Source organism: Mycobacterium lehmannii (assembly GCF_002245535.1).
Classification (GTDB): domain Bacteria; phylum Actinomycetota; class Actinomycetes; order Mycobacteriales; family Mycobacteriaceae; genus Mycobacterium; species Mycobacterium lehmannii.
Genome location: NZ_NKCN01000002.1, coordinates 187,011 through 204,338 on the forward strand (window position 1 = coordinate 187,011; position 17,328 = coordinate 204,338).

17 protein-coding genes are annotated in these 17,328 nt (G+C 68.6%); 9 read left to right on the forward strand and 8 right to left on the reverse strand.

Going from position 1 to position 17,328, the window contains the following annotated elements; genetic code table 11:
* Nucleotides 1-31 precede the first annotated feature (31 nt).
* Nucleotides 32-1,195 carry an acyl-CoA dehydrogenase gene (locus tag CEX87_RS03355; RefSeq protein WP_066810387.1) on the forward strand — a complete coding sequence of 388 codons (1,164 nt, stop codon included), beginning with the start codon at nucleotides 32-34 and terminating at the stop codon, nucleotides 1,193-1,195.
* 7 nt (nucleotides 1,196-1,202) lie between these two features.
* Here CEX87_RS03355 and CEX87_RS03360 read toward each other — a convergent pair whose 3' ends face one another.
* The 3 genes from CEX87_RS03360 to CEX87_RS03370 form a co-directional block, all read right to left on the reverse strand.
* Complete coding sequence (locus tag CEX87_RS03360) at nucleotides 1,203-2,636, reverse strand: multicopper oxidase family protein (protein WP_094285966.1); 1,434 nt, start codon at nucleotides 2,634-2,636, stop codon at nucleotides 1,203-1,205.
* Nucleotides 2,637-2,702: 66 nt separating this feature from the next.
* Entirely contained in the window at nucleotides 2,703-3,431 is a 729-nt protein-coding gene (locus tag CEX87_RS03365) for a TIGR03089 family protein (RefSeq protein ID WP_094285968.1), read from the reverse strand.
* Nucleotides 3,432-3,442: 11 nt separating this feature from the next.
* Entirely contained in the window at nucleotides 3,443-4,909 is a 1,467-nt protein-coding gene (locus CEX87_RS03370; protein WP_198957145.1) for an LCP family protein, read from the reverse strand.
* Nucleotides 4,910-4,976: 67 nt separating this feature from the next.
* On the opposite strand from CEX87_RS03370, the gene rfbD reads away from it, so the two are divergent.
* The 3 genes from rfbD to manB are packed head-to-tail and all read left to right on the forward strand — an operon-like array spanning nucleotide 4,977 to nucleotide 7,846.
* Nucleotides 4,977-5,867 carry a dTDP-4-dehydrorhamnose reductase gene (rfbD, locus tag CEX87_RS03375; RefSeq protein WP_094286212.1) on the forward strand — a complete coding sequence of 297 codons (891 nt, stop codon included), beginning with the start codon at nucleotides 4,977-4,979 and terminating at the stop codon, nucleotides 5,865-5,867.
* Nucleotides 5,868-5,885: 18 nt separating this feature from the next.
* The gene (locus CEX87_RS03380; RefSeq protein ID WP_094285972.1) at nucleotides 5,886-6,773 is read left to right on the forward strand and encodes a glycosyltransferase family 2 protein; all 888 of its coding nucleotides are present in this window, start codon (nucleotides 5,886-5,888) and stop codon (nucleotides 6,771-6,773) included.
* The gene (manB, locus tag CEX87_RS03385) at nucleotides 6,770-7,846 is read left to right on the forward strand and encodes a mannose-1-phosphate guanylyltransferase (protein ID WP_064394765.1); all 1,077 of its coding nucleotides are present in this window, start codon (nucleotides 6,770-6,772) and stop codon (nucleotides 7,844-7,846) included. Before CEX87_RS03380 ends, manB begins: the two co-directional genes overlap by 4 nt.
* A 52-nt stretch (nucleotides 7,847-7,898) precedes the next feature.
* Here manB and CEX87_RS03390 read toward each other — a convergent pair whose 3' ends face one another.
* Genes CEX87_RS03390 through cofD form a run of 3 tightly spaced genes read right to left on the reverse strand, consistent with a single transcriptional unit; the run spans nucleotide 7,899 to nucleotide 10,830 of the window.
* Nucleotides 7,899-8,435 (reverse strand): NUDIX hydrolase, encoded by a 537-nt coding sequence (locus CEX87_RS03390; RefSeq protein ID WP_094285974.1) that lies wholly within the window; start codon nucleotides 8,433-8,435, stop codon nucleotides 7,899-7,901.
* Entirely contained in the window at nucleotides 8,432-9,814 is a 1,383-nt protein-coding gene (locus CEX87_RS03395) for a coenzyme F420-0:L-glutamate ligase (protein ID WP_094285976.1), read from the reverse strand. The genes CEX87_RS03390 and CEX87_RS03395 overlap by 4 nt, the downstream gene beginning before the upstream one ends.
* Nucleotides 9,811-10,830, reverse strand: a complete 1,020-nt coding sequence (cofD, locus tag CEX87_RS03400) for a 2-phospho-L-lactate transferase (protein ID WP_064394763.1) — start codon at nucleotides 10,828-10,830, stop codon at nucleotides 9,811-9,813. Before cofD ends, CEX87_RS03395 begins: the two co-directional genes overlap by 4 nt.
* Before the next feature lie 439 nt (nucleotides 10,831-11,269).
* Here cofD and CEX87_RS03405 point away from each other — a divergent pair, with 439 nt between their 5' ends.
* A complete protein-coding gene (locus CEX87_RS03405; protein WP_174523632.1) occupies nucleotides 11,270-11,539 on the forward strand; it encodes a WhiB family transcriptional regulator in 270 nt (89 codons plus the stop codon).
* A 9-nt stretch (nucleotides 11,540-11,548) separates the two neighbouring features.
* Here CEX87_RS03405 and CEX87_RS03410 read toward each other — a convergent pair whose 3' ends face one another.
* The gene (locus tag CEX87_RS03410; protein ID WP_064394761.1) at nucleotides 11,549-11,971 is read right to left on the reverse strand and encodes a metallopeptidase family protein; all 423 of its coding nucleotides are present in this window, start codon (nucleotides 11,969-11,971) and stop codon (nucleotides 11,549-11,551) included.
* Nucleotides 11,972-12,128: 157 nt separating this feature from the next.
* On the opposite strand from CEX87_RS03410, the gene CEX87_RS03415 reads away from it, so the two are divergent.
* From CEX87_RS03415 to manA, 4 genes are all read left to right on the forward strand, one after another.
* Complete coding sequence (locus tag CEX87_RS03415; protein ID WP_064345814.1) at nucleotides 12,129-12,548, forward strand: DUF3499 domain-containing protein; 420 nt, start codon at nucleotides 12,129-12,131, stop codon at nucleotides 12,546-12,548.
* Nucleotides 12,549-12,615: 67 nt separating this feature from the next.
* Nucleotides 12,616-14,013, forward strand: coding sequence for a phosphomannomutase/phosphoglucomutase (locus CEX87_RS03420; protein WP_064394760.1), 1,398 nt, complete (start codon nucleotides 12,616-12,618; stop codon nucleotides 14,011-14,013).
* Nucleotides 14,010-15,119, forward strand: coding sequence for a hypothetical protein (locus tag CEX87_RS03425; RefSeq protein WP_064394759.1), 1,110 nt, complete (start codon nucleotides 14,010-14,012; stop codon nucleotides 15,117-15,119). Before CEX87_RS03420 ends, CEX87_RS03425 begins: the two co-directional genes overlap by 4 nt.
* A 4-nt stretch (nucleotides 15,120-15,123) precedes the next feature.
* Complete coding sequence (gene manA, locus CEX87_RS03430; protein ID WP_064394758.1) at nucleotides 15,124-16,350, forward strand: mannose-6-phosphate isomerase, class I; 1,227 nt, start codon at nucleotides 15,124-15,126, stop codon at nucleotides 16,348-16,350.
* 3 nt (nucleotides 16,351-16,353) lie between these two features.
* Here manA and CEX87_RS03435 read toward each other — a convergent pair whose 3' ends face one another.
* Entirely contained in the window at nucleotides 16,354-17,304 is a 951-nt protein-coding gene (locus CEX87_RS03435) for a DUF808 domain-containing protein (protein WP_064417285.1), read from the reverse strand.
* Between the last annotated feature and the right edge of the window lie 24 nt (nucleotides 17,305-17,328).

Here is a 17,328-nt window from a genome sequence, read left to right on the forward strand (position 1 = left end):
AGGGTTACCGGCGAGTAGCAAGGAGTTTTTCATGGCCATCGGCAACCCGTCATTCGACCTCTTTCAGCTCTCCGACGAGCACAACGAACTGCGTGCGGTGCTGCGCGACCTCTGCGAGAAGGAGATCGCCCCGCACGCGGCCGACGTCGACGAGAAGGCGCGCTACACCGACGAGGCGCTGGCGGCGCTGACCTCGTCGGGGATGGCCGCCATCCACATCCCCGAGGAGTACGGCGGTCAGGGCGGCGACTCGATCGCGGCGTGCATCGTGATCGAAGAGGTCGCGCGGGTGTGCGCGTCGTCGTCGCTGATCCCGATCTGCAACAAGCTGGGCACCATGGGTCTGTTGCTGCGCGGCAGCGAGGAACTCAAGAAACAGGTGCTGCCGTCGATCGCCGCCGGTGAAGCCGTCGCGTCGTACGCGCTGTCCGAGCGTGAGGCCGGCAGCGACGCCGCATCGATGCGCACCAGGGCCCGCCGTGAGGGCGACGAGTGGGTGCTCAACGGCGCCAAGTGCTGGATCTCCAACGGCGGCCAGTCGACGTGGTACACGGTGATGGCGGTGACCGATCCCGACAAGAAGGCCAACGGCATCTCGGCGTTCGTCGTGCACCGCGACGATCCCGGCTTCTCCATCGGCGCCAAGGAGAAGAAGATGGGCATCAAGGGATCGCCCACCACGGAGTTGTACTTCGAGGACTGCCGGATCCCCGCCGACCGGATCATCGGCGAGGAGGGCACCGGTTTCAAGACCGCGCTGGCCACCTTGGACCACACTCGGCCGACGATCGGTGCGCAGGCGGTCGGCATCGCGCAGGGCGCGCTCGACGCGTCGATCGCATATGTCAAGGAGCGCAAACAGTTCGGCAGGCCGATCGCCGACTTCCAGGCGGTGCAGTTCATGCTCGCCGACATGGCGATGAAGATCGAGGCCGCGCGGTTGACGGTGTACTCCGCCGCCGCCAGGGCCGAACGCGGTGAGTCCGAACTCGGGTTCATCTCCTCGGCGTCGAAGTGCTTGGCCTCCGATGTCGCGATGGAGGTCACCACGAACGCGGTCCAACTGTTCGGCGGTTACGGCTACACCACCGACTTCCCGGTCGAGCGGATGATGCGCGACGCCAAGATCACCCAGATCTACGAGGGCACCAACCAGATTCAGCGCGTGGTGATGTCCCGCGCGCTGCTGAAATAGGCCCCGCTCAGGTGTACTCGATGAAGGTGCCCATCCCCGCTTCGAGGTGATATGTGTTGTGGCAGTGGGTGATCCACCGCCCGGGGTTGTCGGTGTCGAAGTCGATGTCGACGGTGCGCAGCGGCGCGACGAGCACCGTGTCCTTGCGGGCCCGCGGGCCGTCGGCCCCCATCACCTGGAACGTGTGGCCGTGTAAGTGCATGGGGTGGAACATCTTCGACTCGTTGACATAGCGGATGCGCACGCGCTGGTCACGTGTGACCGCGTATCCGTCGCGGGGCGGGTCGTAGCGCTTTCCGTTGATCGTCCAGCTGTAGCCGTCGACCGGACCGGCCAACCGCATGTCGATGACCTGCTGGGCGGCGCGGTCGGGCAGGTTCACCTCGGGTGTGGCCGCCAGCGTCGCGGTGTCGAGCGGAGGCTGAGTCCGCAGCGTCGCGACGTAGTCGTCGATGTTGCCCGTGCCTGCCTTGTTGTTGACGCGCATGTCGAGCCGCGCGTAGCCCTCCTTGCGGTACGCCGCGGCGATGACCGGCGCCGACGCCTGCAGGGTGACGATCGCATCGGCCCGTTCTCCCATCCCGAGGATGACCGAATCGGCCTGCCTGGACTCGACCGGGAACCCGTCGGTCGCGATCACCCGCAGCGGGTGTCCGGGCACGCCGACCTGGAACGCGGTGTCCGAACCGGCGTTGATAACACGTAGCCGGATGCGTTGTCCGGCACGATAATCGACGACCTGCGGATCGGCGGTCACCCGTCCGTTGATGACGTAGTAGGGGTAGGTGACGTCGCCGCCGTCGTCGCCGAGCGGGGTGGCCGGGGTGATGCCGGCGTCCGGGATGTTCGGCATCGCCGGCATGCCCGCCTTGTTCAGTTCGGCAAGGACCTGGTCGGGGGTGCGGCCGGTGCCGTCGACCCAATCGTCGAGCACGACGACGAGTTCGTCGTCGTAGTCGGCGCCGTCGGCGGGGTCTTCGATGATCAGCGGGCCGTAAAGCCCGCGGTCGAGTTGGGTGCCCTCATGGGAGTGGTACCAGTACGTCCCGGCGTCGGGCACGACGATGTCGTAGGTGAACGACTGGCCCGCGGGCACGGCGGGCTGCGTCAACACGGGCACGCCGTCCATGGCGTTGGGGATGGCCAGACCGTGCCAGTGGATGGTGGTCGGGGCGGGCAACCCGTTGTCCAGTTGTGCGCGCATCCTGTCGCCTCTGCGGATCCGGATCTCCGGGCCGGGCACCCGGTCGCCGTACGCCCAGGTGCGGACGGTGACTCCGCCGAGGTCGACGTCAACTTCGGCAGGGGTGAACGTGATGTCGAACCCCGGCCCCGAGGCCCGATCGGCCGACGCGGGCTCGGGCGTCTTCGACGAACAGCCGCCCACGACGGCGGCCGCCACGCCCGCCGACAGCACGAAGAATTCGCGCCGGCCGATCACGCCCTCCAGCGTGGCACTGCGGGGGCTTCAGCGTCGGCGAAAGCCCCATTTCGCCGGAACGACTTCTCAGCCCTTGGTGACCTTCTCGGTGGCCCTGCGGCGGTCGGCCAGCGCGGCATCGGCATTGGCCACCTGCACGAGCGAGGCGCCGACGGCGAAGACGGCCAGCATGTGGTCGACGAGCTCGTCGGCGGTATCCCATCCGGCGCTGGACAGCACCCGGTCGGATGCGGTGAAACCCTGTGCCGCGGCGGACTGGCGGGCCGCGGCGAGTACCTCGTCGACGCCGCGGCCGTTGAGCGCGGGGCCGGGCATGCGCTCCGGTGAGATCTGGTCGCCGTGTACCCGCACCGCGGTGGCGTAGTCGGTGACACCGACCGGCAGATCGGCCGCGGGCTTGCCGAACGGATCCAGCGACAGCACCGCGACCTCGCCTATTCCGCTGCCCATCCCGACGGCCTCGTCGGCCTCGGCCAACCGGTCCGCGGTGCACAGCGCGACGTCGGCGGAGTCCACCGAAGCGTCCCCGAGCACCACCTCGGCACCGATCCACCAGATACCGAAGAACACGGCGGCACTCTGCCAGTGTGCGGGCAGCAGGACCGCGATGCGAGACGACGGGCCTGCGCCCAACTCATCGCGTAACAGGTTGGCGGTCTTGGCGGCCCAGTTCGCGAGCGTGGCGGTGGACAACTCGATGCGTTCGCCGGTTGCGTCGTCGTAGTAGGTGATGCGGGGGCCTGCGGGGTCCGAGGCCATGAGCGGGTCGAGGATTGCCCCACTGACGGTCGTCACGCTCGTCGACGTTAGTTGACGCACTCCGGGTCGTCGGATCCGGCGGTCAGGATCGGCGACGGGGGCGGAGCGGTCTCGGTCGAACCGACGGCCACCGAACCGGTGGTCAGCGTCGGAACGTTGCTGCCGTCCAGGCCCGAACCCGGACCGGTGTAGTCGTCGGCCAGCACCACGCGAACGTGCCCCGGGGCCACCGACGGGTCCTCGACGATCGCCAACTCGCCCAGGTCCTTCGAGACAGCCTGTGCGCCAAGGTCATCGGCCTTGTTGGCGCGAACCTGGGTGGTGGCCACCGGGTCGCCCTCGTGGTTGCCCGTCGCACCGGGGGTGAACCCCTTGTTGGTCAGCACCTGCGACACCGCGGCGGCCAGGCCGTTGACCTCGGTGGCGTTGACCACCTCGACGGTGGTCTTGTCGGGCGTGTAGGCGATCTCCTCGGTCTTTCCTTCGCCCTGATCGTGCAACAGGCCTTCGACCCAGCTCTTGACCTCACTGGGGTCCACGCGCACGACGCTCTGCATCCCGTCGTCGCTCCAGCCGTTCTCCTGCAGCACCGGAATGGTGGCGAACGCGACGTTGCCCGCGGCCAGCTTCTGCAGGTGCTCGGCGAATTGCATGACGTCCCAACCGTCGGAGAGCACGACGGAGCGCTGCACGGCGTCCTGCAGCCGGTTCAAGGTGGCCGGACTCGACAGCGTCTTACCGGAGATCACCTCGTGCGCAAGGGAAGCCATCACCGCCTGCTGGCGCGTCACCCGGTCGAGGTCGCCGCGTGGCAGATCGTGGCGCTGCCGGACGAAGCTCAGCGCCTGCGGACCGTTGAGCTTCTGCCAGCCCGCAGGAAAGTCGGCTCCCGAAAGGGGTTCGTACACGGGCTCTTTCAAGCACACGTTGACGCCACCGAGGGCGTCGGTGATCAACGCGAAGCCCAGCAGCCCGATCTCGGCGTAGTGGTCGACGGTGACGCCGGTGAGGTTGGCCACCGTCTTGATCAGGGCCTCGCGCCCGGCTTCCTTGGCCTGCGGTTCGGCTTCGGCCGGGTCCACGCCCTTCTGCTCGACGAGCTCGGTCATCTTCTCGAGATGTTCCGAGCCGTATACGCCGTTGATCTTCATCTTGCCGATGCCCGGTGCCTCGACATAGGAGTCGCGCGGGATCGAGATGGCGGTCGCGGATTTTCCGTTGTTGGGGACGCGGATCAAGATGATCGTGTCGGTGTTGGTGGCTTCGTCGTCGCCCGCCCGCAGCGTCGCCAGTTCCTCCTGGGATAGAGGATTCCCGTGCGCGTCGGTGCGGCTATCCATGCCGACGAGCAGGATGTCGATCGCGCCGTCTTCGCCGCCCTCGCCCAGCGCGATCGACGAGATGTGGTTGATGCCGGATTCGAACGAGCGGATCTTGCCCCACGCGACGCCCGTACCGACCACGATCGCCAAGGCCGCGGACACGGCGATGACACGGAGCATTCGACCGGGCATCAGCCCAGGCTACTGGCGAGACGGGCACGAAGCGGGTAGCGCGCCTCGGCGTGCCAGACTCGTGACCATGACTTCTCGCGGGCCGGGCCGGATCGTCATTCCCGGTGCAGGCGGCATGGTCGGTCGGGTTCTCGCAGCTCAGGCCCGCCAGCAGGGCCGCGAGGTGCTGGCGCTGACGTCGTCGGAGCTCGACATCACCGATGCGGCGGCCGCCCAGCGTGTCATCGAATCCAGTGACGTGGTGATCAACTGCGCCGCGTACACCAACGTGGACGCGGCCGAGACCGAACAGGACCGTGCGCACGCGGTCAATGCCGACGGACCGGCTCACCTCGCGCGGGCGTGCGCGGCCGTCGGCGCCCGCCTGATCCACATCTCGACCGACTACGTGTTCTCCGGCACAGCGCGCCGCCCGTATGAGATCGACGAAGAGACCGCGCCGGTGAACGTCTACGGCCGCACCAAACTCGCTGGGGAGCGGGCGGTGTTGGCCGCCCTGCCCGGCGCGCACGTCGTGCGCACGTCGTGGGTGTACGAAGGCGGCGACGGTACGGACGTCGCCGCGACCATGCGCCGAAAGGCGGCCGGCGACGACACGGTCGAGGCGGTGGCCGACCAGACCGCATCCCCGACCTACGCCGGTGACCTCGCCGCGGCGCTGCTGGAGATCGCCGACGGCGCGATCAGTGCACCGGTGCTGCACGCCGCCAACGACGGGGAGGCCAGCCGCTACGACCAGGCGCGCGCGATCTTCGAGGCCGTCGGCGCAGACCCCGGGCGGGTGCGGCCCGTCGCCGGCGCCGAAAACCCACGGCCCGCGCAGCGTCCGACGTACACCGCGCTGTCGGGCCGGCGGTCCGCCGATGCCGGCCTCACCCCGCTGCGACCGTGGCGCGAGGCGCTCGCGGATGCGCTGTCGCGGTACGGGCGTGGCGGCCCGATACCCTCGACGCCGTGAGTTCGGAACGGGTGGCACATGAGTGACGAGTTGGTGGTCGTCACTGTGACGTACTCGCCGGGTCCACACCTCAACCGGTTCCTGGCGACGCTGTCGCACGCCACCGACCGGCCGGTGACAGTGGTGATGGCCGACAACGGCTCGACCGACGGCGCACCCGAAGAGGCGCTCGCACGCTATCCCAACGTCCGATTGCTGCCCACCGGCGGCAATCTCGGATACGGCAGCGCGGTGAACCGCGCAGTCGCGGAGTACCTGACGGAGTCGGACAACAACGACTTCTTCATCGTGGCCAACCCCGACGTGCAGTGGGGTCCGCGCAGCATCGACATCCTGCTGGAGGCCGCTGCCCGCTGGCCGCACGCGGGTTCGCTCGGCCCGCTGATCCGCGACCCGGACGGTGCGGTGTACCCGTCGGCGCGGCACCAGCCCAGCCTCGTGCGCGGCGGGATGCACGCCGTCGTGGGGCCGTTCTGGAAGTCCAACCCGTGGACCGCCGAATACCGCCAGGAGCGCCGGGAGCCCAGCGAACGCGCCGTCGGCTGGCTGTCGGGATCGTGTCTGTTGCTGCGCCGGTCCGCGTTCGAGGAGATCTCGGGCTTCGACGAGCGCTACTTCATGTACATGGAGGACGTCGACCTCGGTGATCGACTCTCGCGGGCGGGCTGGCAGAACGTGTATGTGCCGGCGGCCGAGGTTTTGCACGACAAGGGTCACGCGACCGGCAAGGACCCCGCGCGCAACTTGGCCGCCCATCACACCAGCACCTACACTTTCCTCGCGGATCGATACCCCAGGTGGTGGCAGGGTCCGCTGCGGTGGACGATCCGAAGCTCGCTCGCCGCACGTGCGGGCCTGGTGGTCCGCAACTCACGACGCAACCGGGCGAAAGGACGGCGCAAGTGAATCCCGCACACGTCGACGCCGTCATCCTCGTCGGTGGCTTGGGCACCCGGCTGCGGCCGCTGACCCTGTCCGCGCCCAAGCCGATGCTGCCGACGGCCGGCTTGCCGTTTCTGACGCACCTGTTGTCGCGCATCGCCGAGGCCGGTATCGAGCATGTCGTGCTGGGCACGTCGTACAAGGCCGCGGTGTTCGAGTCCGAGTTCGGCGACGGATCCAAATTCGGCCTGCAGATCGAATACGTCGTCGAGACCGAACCGCTGGGCACCGGCGGCGGCATCGCCAACGTCACGGGGAAGCTGCGCCACGACACCGCGCTGGTGTTCAACGGCGACGTGTTGTCGGGTGCCGACCTTCGCGCGCTGCTGGACTCGCATGAGGACAACGCCGCCGACGTGACGCTGCACCTGGTGCGTGTCGGTGACCCTCGGGCGTTCGGTTGCGTGCCAACCGATTCCGACGGCATGGTGACCGCCTTCCTCGAGAAGACCCAAGACCCGCCGACCGATCAGATCAACGCCGGCTGCTACGTGTTCAAGCGCGAGGTGATCGAGCGCATACCCAAGGGTCGGGCGCTTTCGGTCGAACGCGAGGTGTTCCCGGGCCTGCTTTCCGACGGGCTCCGGGTGTGCGGCTACGTCGATTCCACCTACTGGCGCGACATGGGCACACCGGAGGATTTCGTACGGGGATCGGCGGATCTGGTACGCGGTATCGCGCCGTCGCCTGCGCTCGGCGGGCACCGCGGGGAAAAGCTGGTGCACGACGGCGCCAGCGTCGCACCAGGGGCGCTGTTGATTGGTGGCGCGGTGGTCGGTCGCGGCGCCGAGATCGCCGGGGGCGCACGGTTGGACGGCGCGGTCATCTTCGACGGCGCGCGGGTGGGCGCCGGCGCGGTGATCGAACGCTCGATCGTCGGGTTCGGTGCCCGCATCGGCCCGCGCGCGCTGATCCGCGACGGTGTGATCGGCGACGGCGCCGACATCGGTGCCCGCTGCGAGCTGTTGCGCGGTGCACGGGTGTGGCCGGGGGTGACGATTCCCGACGGCGGGATCCGGTTCTCGACCGACGTCTAGCCCGCGATTTCGGTGTCGTTGGTTGCGCTGAGCGCAACGGATGACACCGAAATCACCTGGCGCGGGCGGCCGCCGCCAACTGTGTGAGACCGAAATCGCAATCCTCGGGCAGCGCGTCCAACGGCCACCACCGCAGGTCCAAAGACTCGTTGCTGATGGCGATTTCGGCGTCGGCGGGCGCGTGGACGATGAACTGCATGTCGAGGTGACGCGTCGGCACCCCCAGCGAGCACGTGACGGGGTGGACGTGCAGCGCGGCCATGGTCGGGTCGATCGTGAGACCACCGATGCCGGACTCCTCGGTGGCCTCTCGCAGTGCGGCCGTCACGACATCGGGATCGGTCGGCTCGCAATGCCCGCCGAGTTGCAGCCATCGCCCGAACCGGGGGTGCAGTGTCAGCAGTGCGTGGGTCCCGGTGTGGTCGAGCACGAGGGCCGACCCGGTGACGTGGCCCGCGACGCATTCACGCAGGCAACCGTCGGGTCGGGCCGCCAAGAACGCCAACACCGCGTGCCGCAGGGTGTCCTGTGCGGGATCCGGTGCGCGCCAACGGCTCAGCACCTCCACCGCTGATGCGTGCAGGCTCACTTGCGCACCAGCAGTCCGTCGGTCGGCACGGGAGGCCGCGGGCCGGACGGCGGCCCGTCCTGCGCGTAGCCGATCGCGATCGCGCCCAACGGTTCCCAGTCCTCGGGCAGGTCGAGCTCCTCACGGACGATGTCGGGGGCGAAGATCGTCGACCCGATCCAGCAGCTCCCGACACCCCGCACCGCCAACGCCACCAGAAGCGCCTGCACCGCCGCGCCGACCGCGACGGTGAACATCGTGTGCTCTGCGGCCGTGCGGTCGGCGTCCGGATAGTCGTGCGCGCCGTCGGGCACCAAAAACGGGATGACGACCTCCGGTGCGTCGTAGAGGATCCGGCCGCGTTCGACGCGACGCTCGACGGCGTCGGCGGCACGCCCGTCGGCGGTGAGGTCGGCGCGCCACTTGTCCTTCATCCGATCGAGCAGGACCTTCCGTCGGGCGGGATCCTGTAACCACACGAACCGCACCGGTCGGGTGTGATGCGGCGCCGGCGCCGTGAGGGCCTCGGCGACAGCGGATTCCACCAGCTCCGGATCTACGGGCTCGGCCGTGAACTGCCGCACCGATCGGCGCAACAGCTGCGCCTGACTCCTGCCGAGCGCGATGGCCTCCTCGGTGCCGAGCCAGAACAGGTCCTCCTCGCCCGCCCGCACCAGCCGGCGCGCGGTGGAACCGTCGTCGGGCAGCCGTAACCCGCGCACCACCGCGACCGGGATGTCGGTCAGCTTGCCCTTCACCAGATCCGCTGCCGCGGCGATCTCGTCGGCCACCGCGATCTCGGTGACGATCAGTTCGTTGCCGTGCCGGTCGACCGAACCGCCGTAACCGTGCAGCACGGTCACGCCGGCCGCGCCGATCGCCACGTCGGTCTGCCCGTTGCGCCAGGCCCGGCCCATGGTGTCGGTGACGACGACGCCGACCGTCACGCCGAGCCGCTCGCGCAGCGCGGACGCCAGTGCCGCGGCGCTGGCGTCGGGATCGGTTGGCAGCAGCGCGAGTTCGGCGGAGTCGACGTTGGAGCCGTCGACACCAGCTGCGGCCTGAACCAGCCCGATCGCGTTCTCGGTGATCAACGTGCGGCCCTTGCGCGCCAGCACGCGGACCGCCTCGGCGTCGATGAGCCTGCGCCGCAGCACGTCGCGCTCCTCGGGGTCGATCGGCGCATCGACGATGCGGCCCTCGCACTTCGACATCACCTTGCTGGTGACCACGACGATGTCGTCGTCACGCAGCCACGGCGCGGCCTCGGCGATCGCCGAGGCAAGGTCGTCGCCGGGGCGGAACTCGGGCAACCCCGCAATGGGCAGCAGCTCCACCGCGGCGGCCGAGCCATGGTCGCCGCTCGGGGGCGCCGTTGAGCCGGGGTCGCCGCCGCTCATGGCTTCACGCCTGCCAAATCCATTCCGGCGCGAACCATCTCGGCGGTGACCTCGGGGTCGGTCATGAGCAGTGGCACCGCACGCACGTCGACACCGTCGATCGCCGCGCCGTCTCCCTCGTGCACCAACCAGCCGTCGAGGATGCCGACACCGGAGCGCGCGCCGTAGTGTTTGCCCACGGCTTCGGACGTGCTCGGCACGCCGATCACCGACAGGCATTCATCGGCCATGCCGCGCAACGGCTTTCCGCCGATGATCGGGGAGTAGCCGATGACCGGCGCCGGTGTGGAACGCAGCGCGCCGCGGATACCGGGTACGGCCAGGATCGCGCCGATGCTCACCACCGGGTTGGACGGCGCGATGAGCACGACGTCGGCGGCTTCGATGGCCTCGGCGACGCCGGGTCCGGCAGTGGCCTTTTCGGCGCCGACGAAAGCGAAGCTGTGCGTTGGTACTTTCGCCCGGTATCGCACCCACCACTCCTGAAAGTGGATGGCACGTTTCTCGCCTGCGTACTCGCCGGGTCCGGGATCGGTAATGACGACGTGGGTTTCGCTCCGGTCGTCACTGGCGGGCAGCAGCCTGGCCCCGGGGGCCCATCGCGCACACAGCGCCTCGGTCACCTGCGACAGCGGATAGCCCGCGCGCAACATCTGGCTGCGCACGAGATGTGTCGCCAGGTCCCGGTCTCCGAGGCCGAACCAGTCGGGCTGCACGCCGTAGGCCGCGAGTTCCTCCTTGGCATGCCAGGTTTCGTTGCGATGTCCCCAGCCGCGTTCGGGATCGATACCTCCGCCGAGGGTGTACATGCAGGTGTCGAGGTCCGGACAGATCCGCACGCCGAACATCCACGCGTCGTCACCCACATTGACCACTGCAGTCAATTCGTGCTCAGCAGTATCATCAGTCCCAGCAGTACCTTTGGCGCCACCAAACTGCCCAAGCCCCAACAGATGTTGCACGCCAAGCAGGAAGCGGGCGCCGCCGACGCCGCCGACCAGTACGGTGACCTTCACATCGACCGAGCGTAGGCCGTCCAACCGAATTCGGTACGGGCAGGAGCGGCGGCCCGGGCCGGTGGGCGGGAGTGTGATGGACACGCCGAGGTCACGACTCGCCGTATTTCGATCACGGAATGGTATGAATTCCTGTTCTAGAGCTTGACCAGGGCGACTGACGCGTGTGTAATCACAGCAGTGTCATTTCCCGGTAGGCCATCCGGTTCCGGTGCCGCAGACCGAGATTCGATCACTTGTTCGAATTGGAAGTGTTCCGCATCTCTGCGGGCCACTTATAGGGGATCAACGAGACCAGGTGAGGAGGCGGAAGATGTCTTTTGAGTACGGCGATTTCGATCGTCTGGTTCGGTTCGACAGCCGAGTCTTCGGCTCAGTAGACAGCGCGCCGCACGCCCATTCGGAACCGGCACCGGTTGAGACGCCCCGGCGTCCCCAACTGAGTTTGGTGCCCGACCCGATCGAGGTGGCGCCGGCACTGACACCGGAGGACGAACTCTGGCAGGAGAAGGCGCTGTGCGCCCAAACCGACCCCGAGGCGTTCTTTCCGGAGAAGGGCGGCTCGACGCGCGAAGCCAAGCGCATCTGCCAGGGCTGCGAGGTGCGCGACGCCTGCCTGGATTACGCGTTGGCGCATGACGAGCGCTTCGGTATCTGGGGCGGCCTGTCCGAGCGCGAGCGTCGCCGCCTCAAGCGCGGAATCATCTGAGCCGCGAGATCAGTCGTCGTCGATCGTCGGGTCGATGACGGAAGGCTCGACGCCCAGATATGTGGCGACCTGAGCCACCAGGATTTCATGCAGCAGCTCCTCGAGCTCGACTGAATCCTTGGCCCGCCGCTCGATTGGTTTGCGAAACAGCACAATTCGCGCGCGTGTGGCGTTCCCCCTGACGTCCACGCCCGCCGGGATCAGCCGGGCCAGCGCGATCGGCCCGTCGGCGATCACTTCCGGCGGCCACTGCACACTGTCGGGATCCTTGGGCGCAATGCGTGGTATCTCGTCCACCGCGACGTCCAGTGTCGCCAGCCGGTCCTGCCAACGCCGCTCGATCGGCTCGTAGGCCTCCAGCACCGCCATGTCGAACCTCTCGGCGCGACTGCGCCAGCCTGGCACGGTCGGGGGGAGTAAGGGCCCGCGCATCCCGCGACCCCGGCGCGCGCGCATGTGTCCACGCTTGGCCACCGCTTGGGTGCTCCTTTCGTGCGCGATGAACTGGATCGTAACGGTTCGAGATCGGCCGTCGGCAGGCTGCGCGTGTCCGGCGGCATGCGGAGTGCGGCCACGATAGCCTTCCGCTGTGAACGTTCCCCGTCGCTGCTGCCGGCCCGGGTGTCCGCACTATGCGGTCGCGACGCTGACATTCGTCTACGCCGACTCCACGGCGGTCGTCGGCCCCCTCGCGACGGTGGCCGAACCGCATTCATGGGACCTGTGCGTCGTGCACGCCGGCCGCGTCACCGCGCCCCGCGGCTGGGAACTGGTGCGGCACGCCGGCCCGCTGCCCTCACATCCGGACGAAGACGACCTCGTCGCGCTGGCCGATGCGGTCCGAGAGGGGCGCGACGTCGCTCCGCCGATCAACCGGATGGCGACCGGGTTCTCCGACCCCGTCACCGGTGCACCCGGCGGCTCGCTGATGGCGCCGCCTGCCAGGCGACCCGAGTCCAACGGCCGCCGCCGCGGCCATCTGCGGGTGCTGCCGGACCCCACCGACTAGCCGACGTGCACGTCTGTCCGGACCGTTAGGCTGGCGCCAGTAGTAGTCCGTGTCACAAGGAGTCCTAATGTCCCGGCCCGCCGCGGCGGTTCATCGCGTCATCAAGGCTTATGACGTGCGCGGCCTGGTCGGTACGGAACTCGACGAGTCGTTCGTCGCCGACGTGGGCGGCGCCTTCGCCCGCCTCGTCCGAGACAGCGCCTCGCAGGTCGTCGTCGGCTACGACATGCGGGCCAGCTCACCCGCACTGGCGGACGCGTTCGCCGATGGCGTGACCGCCCAGGGCCTCGACGTGGTGAGGATCGGACTCGCCTCGACAGACCAGCTGTACTTCGCGTCGGGCCTCATGGACTGCCCCGGCGCGATGTTCACCGCGAGCCACAACCCGGCCGCCTACAACGGCATCAAGCTCTGTCGCGCCGGCGCCAAACCCGTGGGCAAGGACACCGGCCTGTCGACCATCGCCGAAGAGGTCATCGCCGGCGTCCCCGGCTACGACGGTGCGCACGGCACGATCAACGACCGCGACGTGTTGGCCGACTACGGCGAGTTCCTGCGCTCGCTGGTGAGCCTTGCCGACCTGCGACCGCTCAAGGTCGCCGTCGACGCGGGCAACGGCATGGCGGGCCACACCACGCCCGCGGTGCTGGGGCCGATCTCGGGTATCACGCTGGCGCCGCTGTACTTCGAACTCGACGGCACGTTCCCCAATCACGAAGCCAACCCGCTGGATCCGGCGAACCTGACCGATCTTCAGGCCTTCGTCGTGCAGACCGGCGCCGATATCGGCCTGGCGTTCGACGGAGACGCCGACCGGTGTTTCGTCGTCGACGAGAAAGGGCATCCGGTCTCGCCGTCAGCGGTGACCGCGTTGGTCGCCGCGCGGGAACTCGGCAGGGAGATCGGCGCCACGGTGATTCACAACCTGATCACCTCGCGGGCAGTGCCCGAACTGGTGACGGAGCGCGGCGGTACGCCGGTTCGCAGCCGCGTCGGGCATTCCTATATCAAGGCGCTGATGGCCGAGACCGGCGCGATCTTCGGCGGAGAACATTCGGCGCACTACTACTTCCGCGACTTCTGGGGCGCCGACTCCGGAATGCTGGCCGCCCTCCACGTGTTGGCCGCGCTCGGCGAACAAGACCGGCCGCTGTCGGAGATCATGGCCGACTACCAGCGCTACGAGGCGTCCGGCGAGATCAACTTCACCGTCACCGACGCCGAGCGATGCGTCGACGAGGTGCTCAAGGCGTTCGGCAACCGGATCCACTCCATCGACCACCTCGACGGTGTGACCGTCGACCTCGGCGAGGGCACCTGGTTCAACCTGCGCATGTCCAACACCGAACCGCTGCTGCGACTCAACGTCGAAGCCCGCACCACCGACGAGGTCGACCGGATCGTCGGACAGGTCTCCGACACCGTCCGTGGGCGACTCCCGTCCAACTCCGAGGTGGTCACGTGACCACCGGGCCGTCTCCTTCGGCCGCGATCATCGACCTCGACGACGTCGACGCACTGCTCGGCGCCGACCGCGACGGCCAGCTGCGCGCCGCGTCGATGGCGGGCGCCCAGGTGCGTGCCACCGCCGCCGCGCTCGCGGAGGGCGAACTCGATTCTCTGCGCACCGACGGGACACCGCGGACGGTGATCTGGGTCGCCGGTCGCGGCAATGCGGAAACCGCCGGATCGCTGCTCGCTTCGGCATGGGGCGGATCGGTGGCCGCACCCATCGTCGTCGCCTCCGAGGTGCCGCCGTGGATCGGCCCATTGGATGTCTTGGTCGTCGCGGGCGACGACCCGGGCGATCCCGCTCTGGTGAACGCGGCCGCCACCGGAGTGCGCCGCGGGGCGCGCATCGTGGTCGCCGCGCCGTATGAAGGGCCGCTGCGCGACGTCGCGGCCGGTCGGGCGGCGGTGCTGTCGCCCAGGGTGTGGGTGCCCGATGAGTTCGGGTTCGTTCGCTACCTCGCCGCAGGCCTGGCCACCCTCGACGTCGTCGACCCCACCATGCACGTCGATCTCGACGCGATGGCCGACGAACTCGACGCCGAGGCGCTTCGCAACAGCGCGAACCGAGAGCTGTTCACCAATCCGGCCAAGACACTGGCCGAACGGATGTCGGAGCGCGAAGTGGTGCTGGCCGGCGACAGCGCGGCGACGCTGGCGCTGGCCCGGCACTGCGCGGCCACCATGTTGCGCGTCGCCCATCGGGTCGTCGCCGCCGCCGGCTTCGCCGATGCGCTCGTCGTGCTGCGCGGCGGCATGGGGGGCACGTCGGCGGCGGACCGGGAGCAGTCGATGTTCCACGACGAACAGATCGACGGTCCGCTTCCCCGGCGGATGCGCACATTCGTGCTCACCACCGATGCCGAGCAGCCGATCGTCGCCGCCCGGGCCGCGGATCTGGACGATGTCGATGTGATCAGCGCCCAGGACGTGCCGGAACTGCCGGAGGCAGCAGCGGTGCCGGACGCGTCGACGGCGGCGGGCAGCATGGAGCAACAGTTGGCCATGCTCGCCGTCCGCTTGGAGATGACCGCCGTCTACCTGAAACTAGTTCGAGGTTAGCCAAGTGCACTTGCTACGCGGAGCGGTGCGGACCTATGCCTGGGGTTCGCGCACCGACATTGCCGAGTTCACTGGAAAGCCCAGTCCCACAGCACATCCCGAAGCCGAGCTCTGGTTCGGCGCCCATCCCGGTGACCCTGCCATGTTGGAGACCGAAGCCGGTGAGCTTTCGCTGCTGGATGCGCTGCGTGACGATCCCGAGGGGCAGTTGGGCGCGGCGGTCTGCGCGCGCTTCGGCGAGGCGCTGCCGTTTCTGGTCAAGGTGCTGGCCGCTGACGAGCCGCTGTCGCTGCAGGCGCATCCCAGCGCCGAGCAGGCGGTCGAGGGCTATGAACGGGAGAACAGGCTCGGTATCCCGGTCTCGGCGCCCAACCGCAACTACCGCGACCCCAGCCACAAGCCCGAATTGATCGTGGCCGTGCGGCCGTTCGAGGCGCTCGCCGGTTTCCGGCCGGTGCCCCGAACCATTGAGTTGATGCGTGCGCTCGAGGTCAGCGATCTTGATCCGTTCGTCAACCTGCTCTCCGGCCAACCGGACGGCGACGGACTGCGCGCGTTGTTCACGACCTGGATCACCGCGCCCCAACCCGATCTCGATGTTCTGGTGCCCGCGGTGATCGACGGGGCCATCCACTACGTGTGTTCGGGCAGAGACGAATTCGCGGCCGAGGCGAAGACGGTGCTTGAACTCGGCGAACGGTATCCCGGTGACGCCGGTGTGCTGGCGTCCCTGTTGCTGAACCGCATCACCCTGAGTCCTGGCGAAGGCATCTACCTGCCCGCGGGTAACCTGCACACCTATCTCAGCGGCGTCGGCGTCGAGGTGATGGCCAACTCCGACAACGTGTTACGCGGTGGGCTGACGCCCAAGCACGTCGATGTCCCCGAGTTGTTGCGGGTGCTCGACTTCACGCCCGCCGAAGACGTGGTGGTCCGGCCCGAAAACGTCGAAGACGGCATCGAATGGGTGTACCGCACCCCGGCTCAGGAGTTTTCGCTGTCGGTGCTCGACATCGACGCCGAGAGGCTCGGTTACGAGATCGACGCGCCCACGCGGCACGACGGTCCGCAGCTGTTGCTGTGCGCCGAGGGTTCGACGGTGGTGCACGCCAAGGGCGGCACCGTCACGCTGACCCGGGGATCTGCGGCGTGGGTTCCCGCCGACGAGGGGCCGATCCGGCTGGCGGCCACCGAACCGACGAAGCTTTTCCGCGCCACGGTCGGCATCTAACGCTCAGTGCGCCGCGTCCTCCTTGGGGCGGCGGCCGAACGGCAACACATGCACCACCGCGACGACGATCGCGCCGACCACCAGGCCGATGACCGCCGACGCGGCCGTGTTCACCAGCCACGCCAGCACGCCGCCGATGCCGCCCACGGCATCGCGGACGATCTCCTCGAGGTGGTGCACGAAGCCGTACGGCAGGTGCCAACCCAACTCGTCGGTTCCCAGCAGCAGGATGTGGCCGCCAACCCACAGCATCGCGACCGTGCCGATGAGTGACAGCGCCGCAAGCAGTTTCGGCATCCCGGCCACCAGGCCGCGGCCGATCTTCTGCGCGAACGTCGAACTGCGTTGAGCCAGTCGTAGCCCGATGTCGTCCATCTTCACGATGCCGGCTACCACGCCGTACACCGCGATCGTGATCACGATCGCCACGACGATCAGGATGATCAGCCGCGGCCAGAAGGACTGATCGGCCACCTCGTTCAGCGCGATCACCATGATCTCCGCCGACAGGATGAAATCGGTGCGGATGGCGCCGGTCACCATGTACTTCTCGGCGTCCTCGCCCACCTCCGCGACGGGCGCGGCATGGTGGTCGTGGCCCCGGATACGGCCCCACACCTTCTCGGCGCCCTCGTAGCACAGATACGTCGCGCCGAGCATGAGCAGCGGCGTCAGCAGCCATGGCAGGAACTGGCTCAGCAACAGCGCGGCGGGAAGGATGAACAGCAGCTTGTTGCGCAGGGAGCCGATCGCGATGCGCTTGATGATCGGCAGTTCGCGCTCTGCGGCCAGCCCGTGAACGTACTGCGGCGTCACGGCGGTGTCGTCGATGACGACGCCCGCCGCCTTGGCGGTCGCCCGCCCCGCGGCCGCCCCGATGTCGTCGACCGATGCGGCGGCCAACCGTGCCAGCACCGCGACGTCGTCGAGAAGCCCGAACAGTCCCGCGCTCATCGCGTCTCCGTCATGGCCACGAAA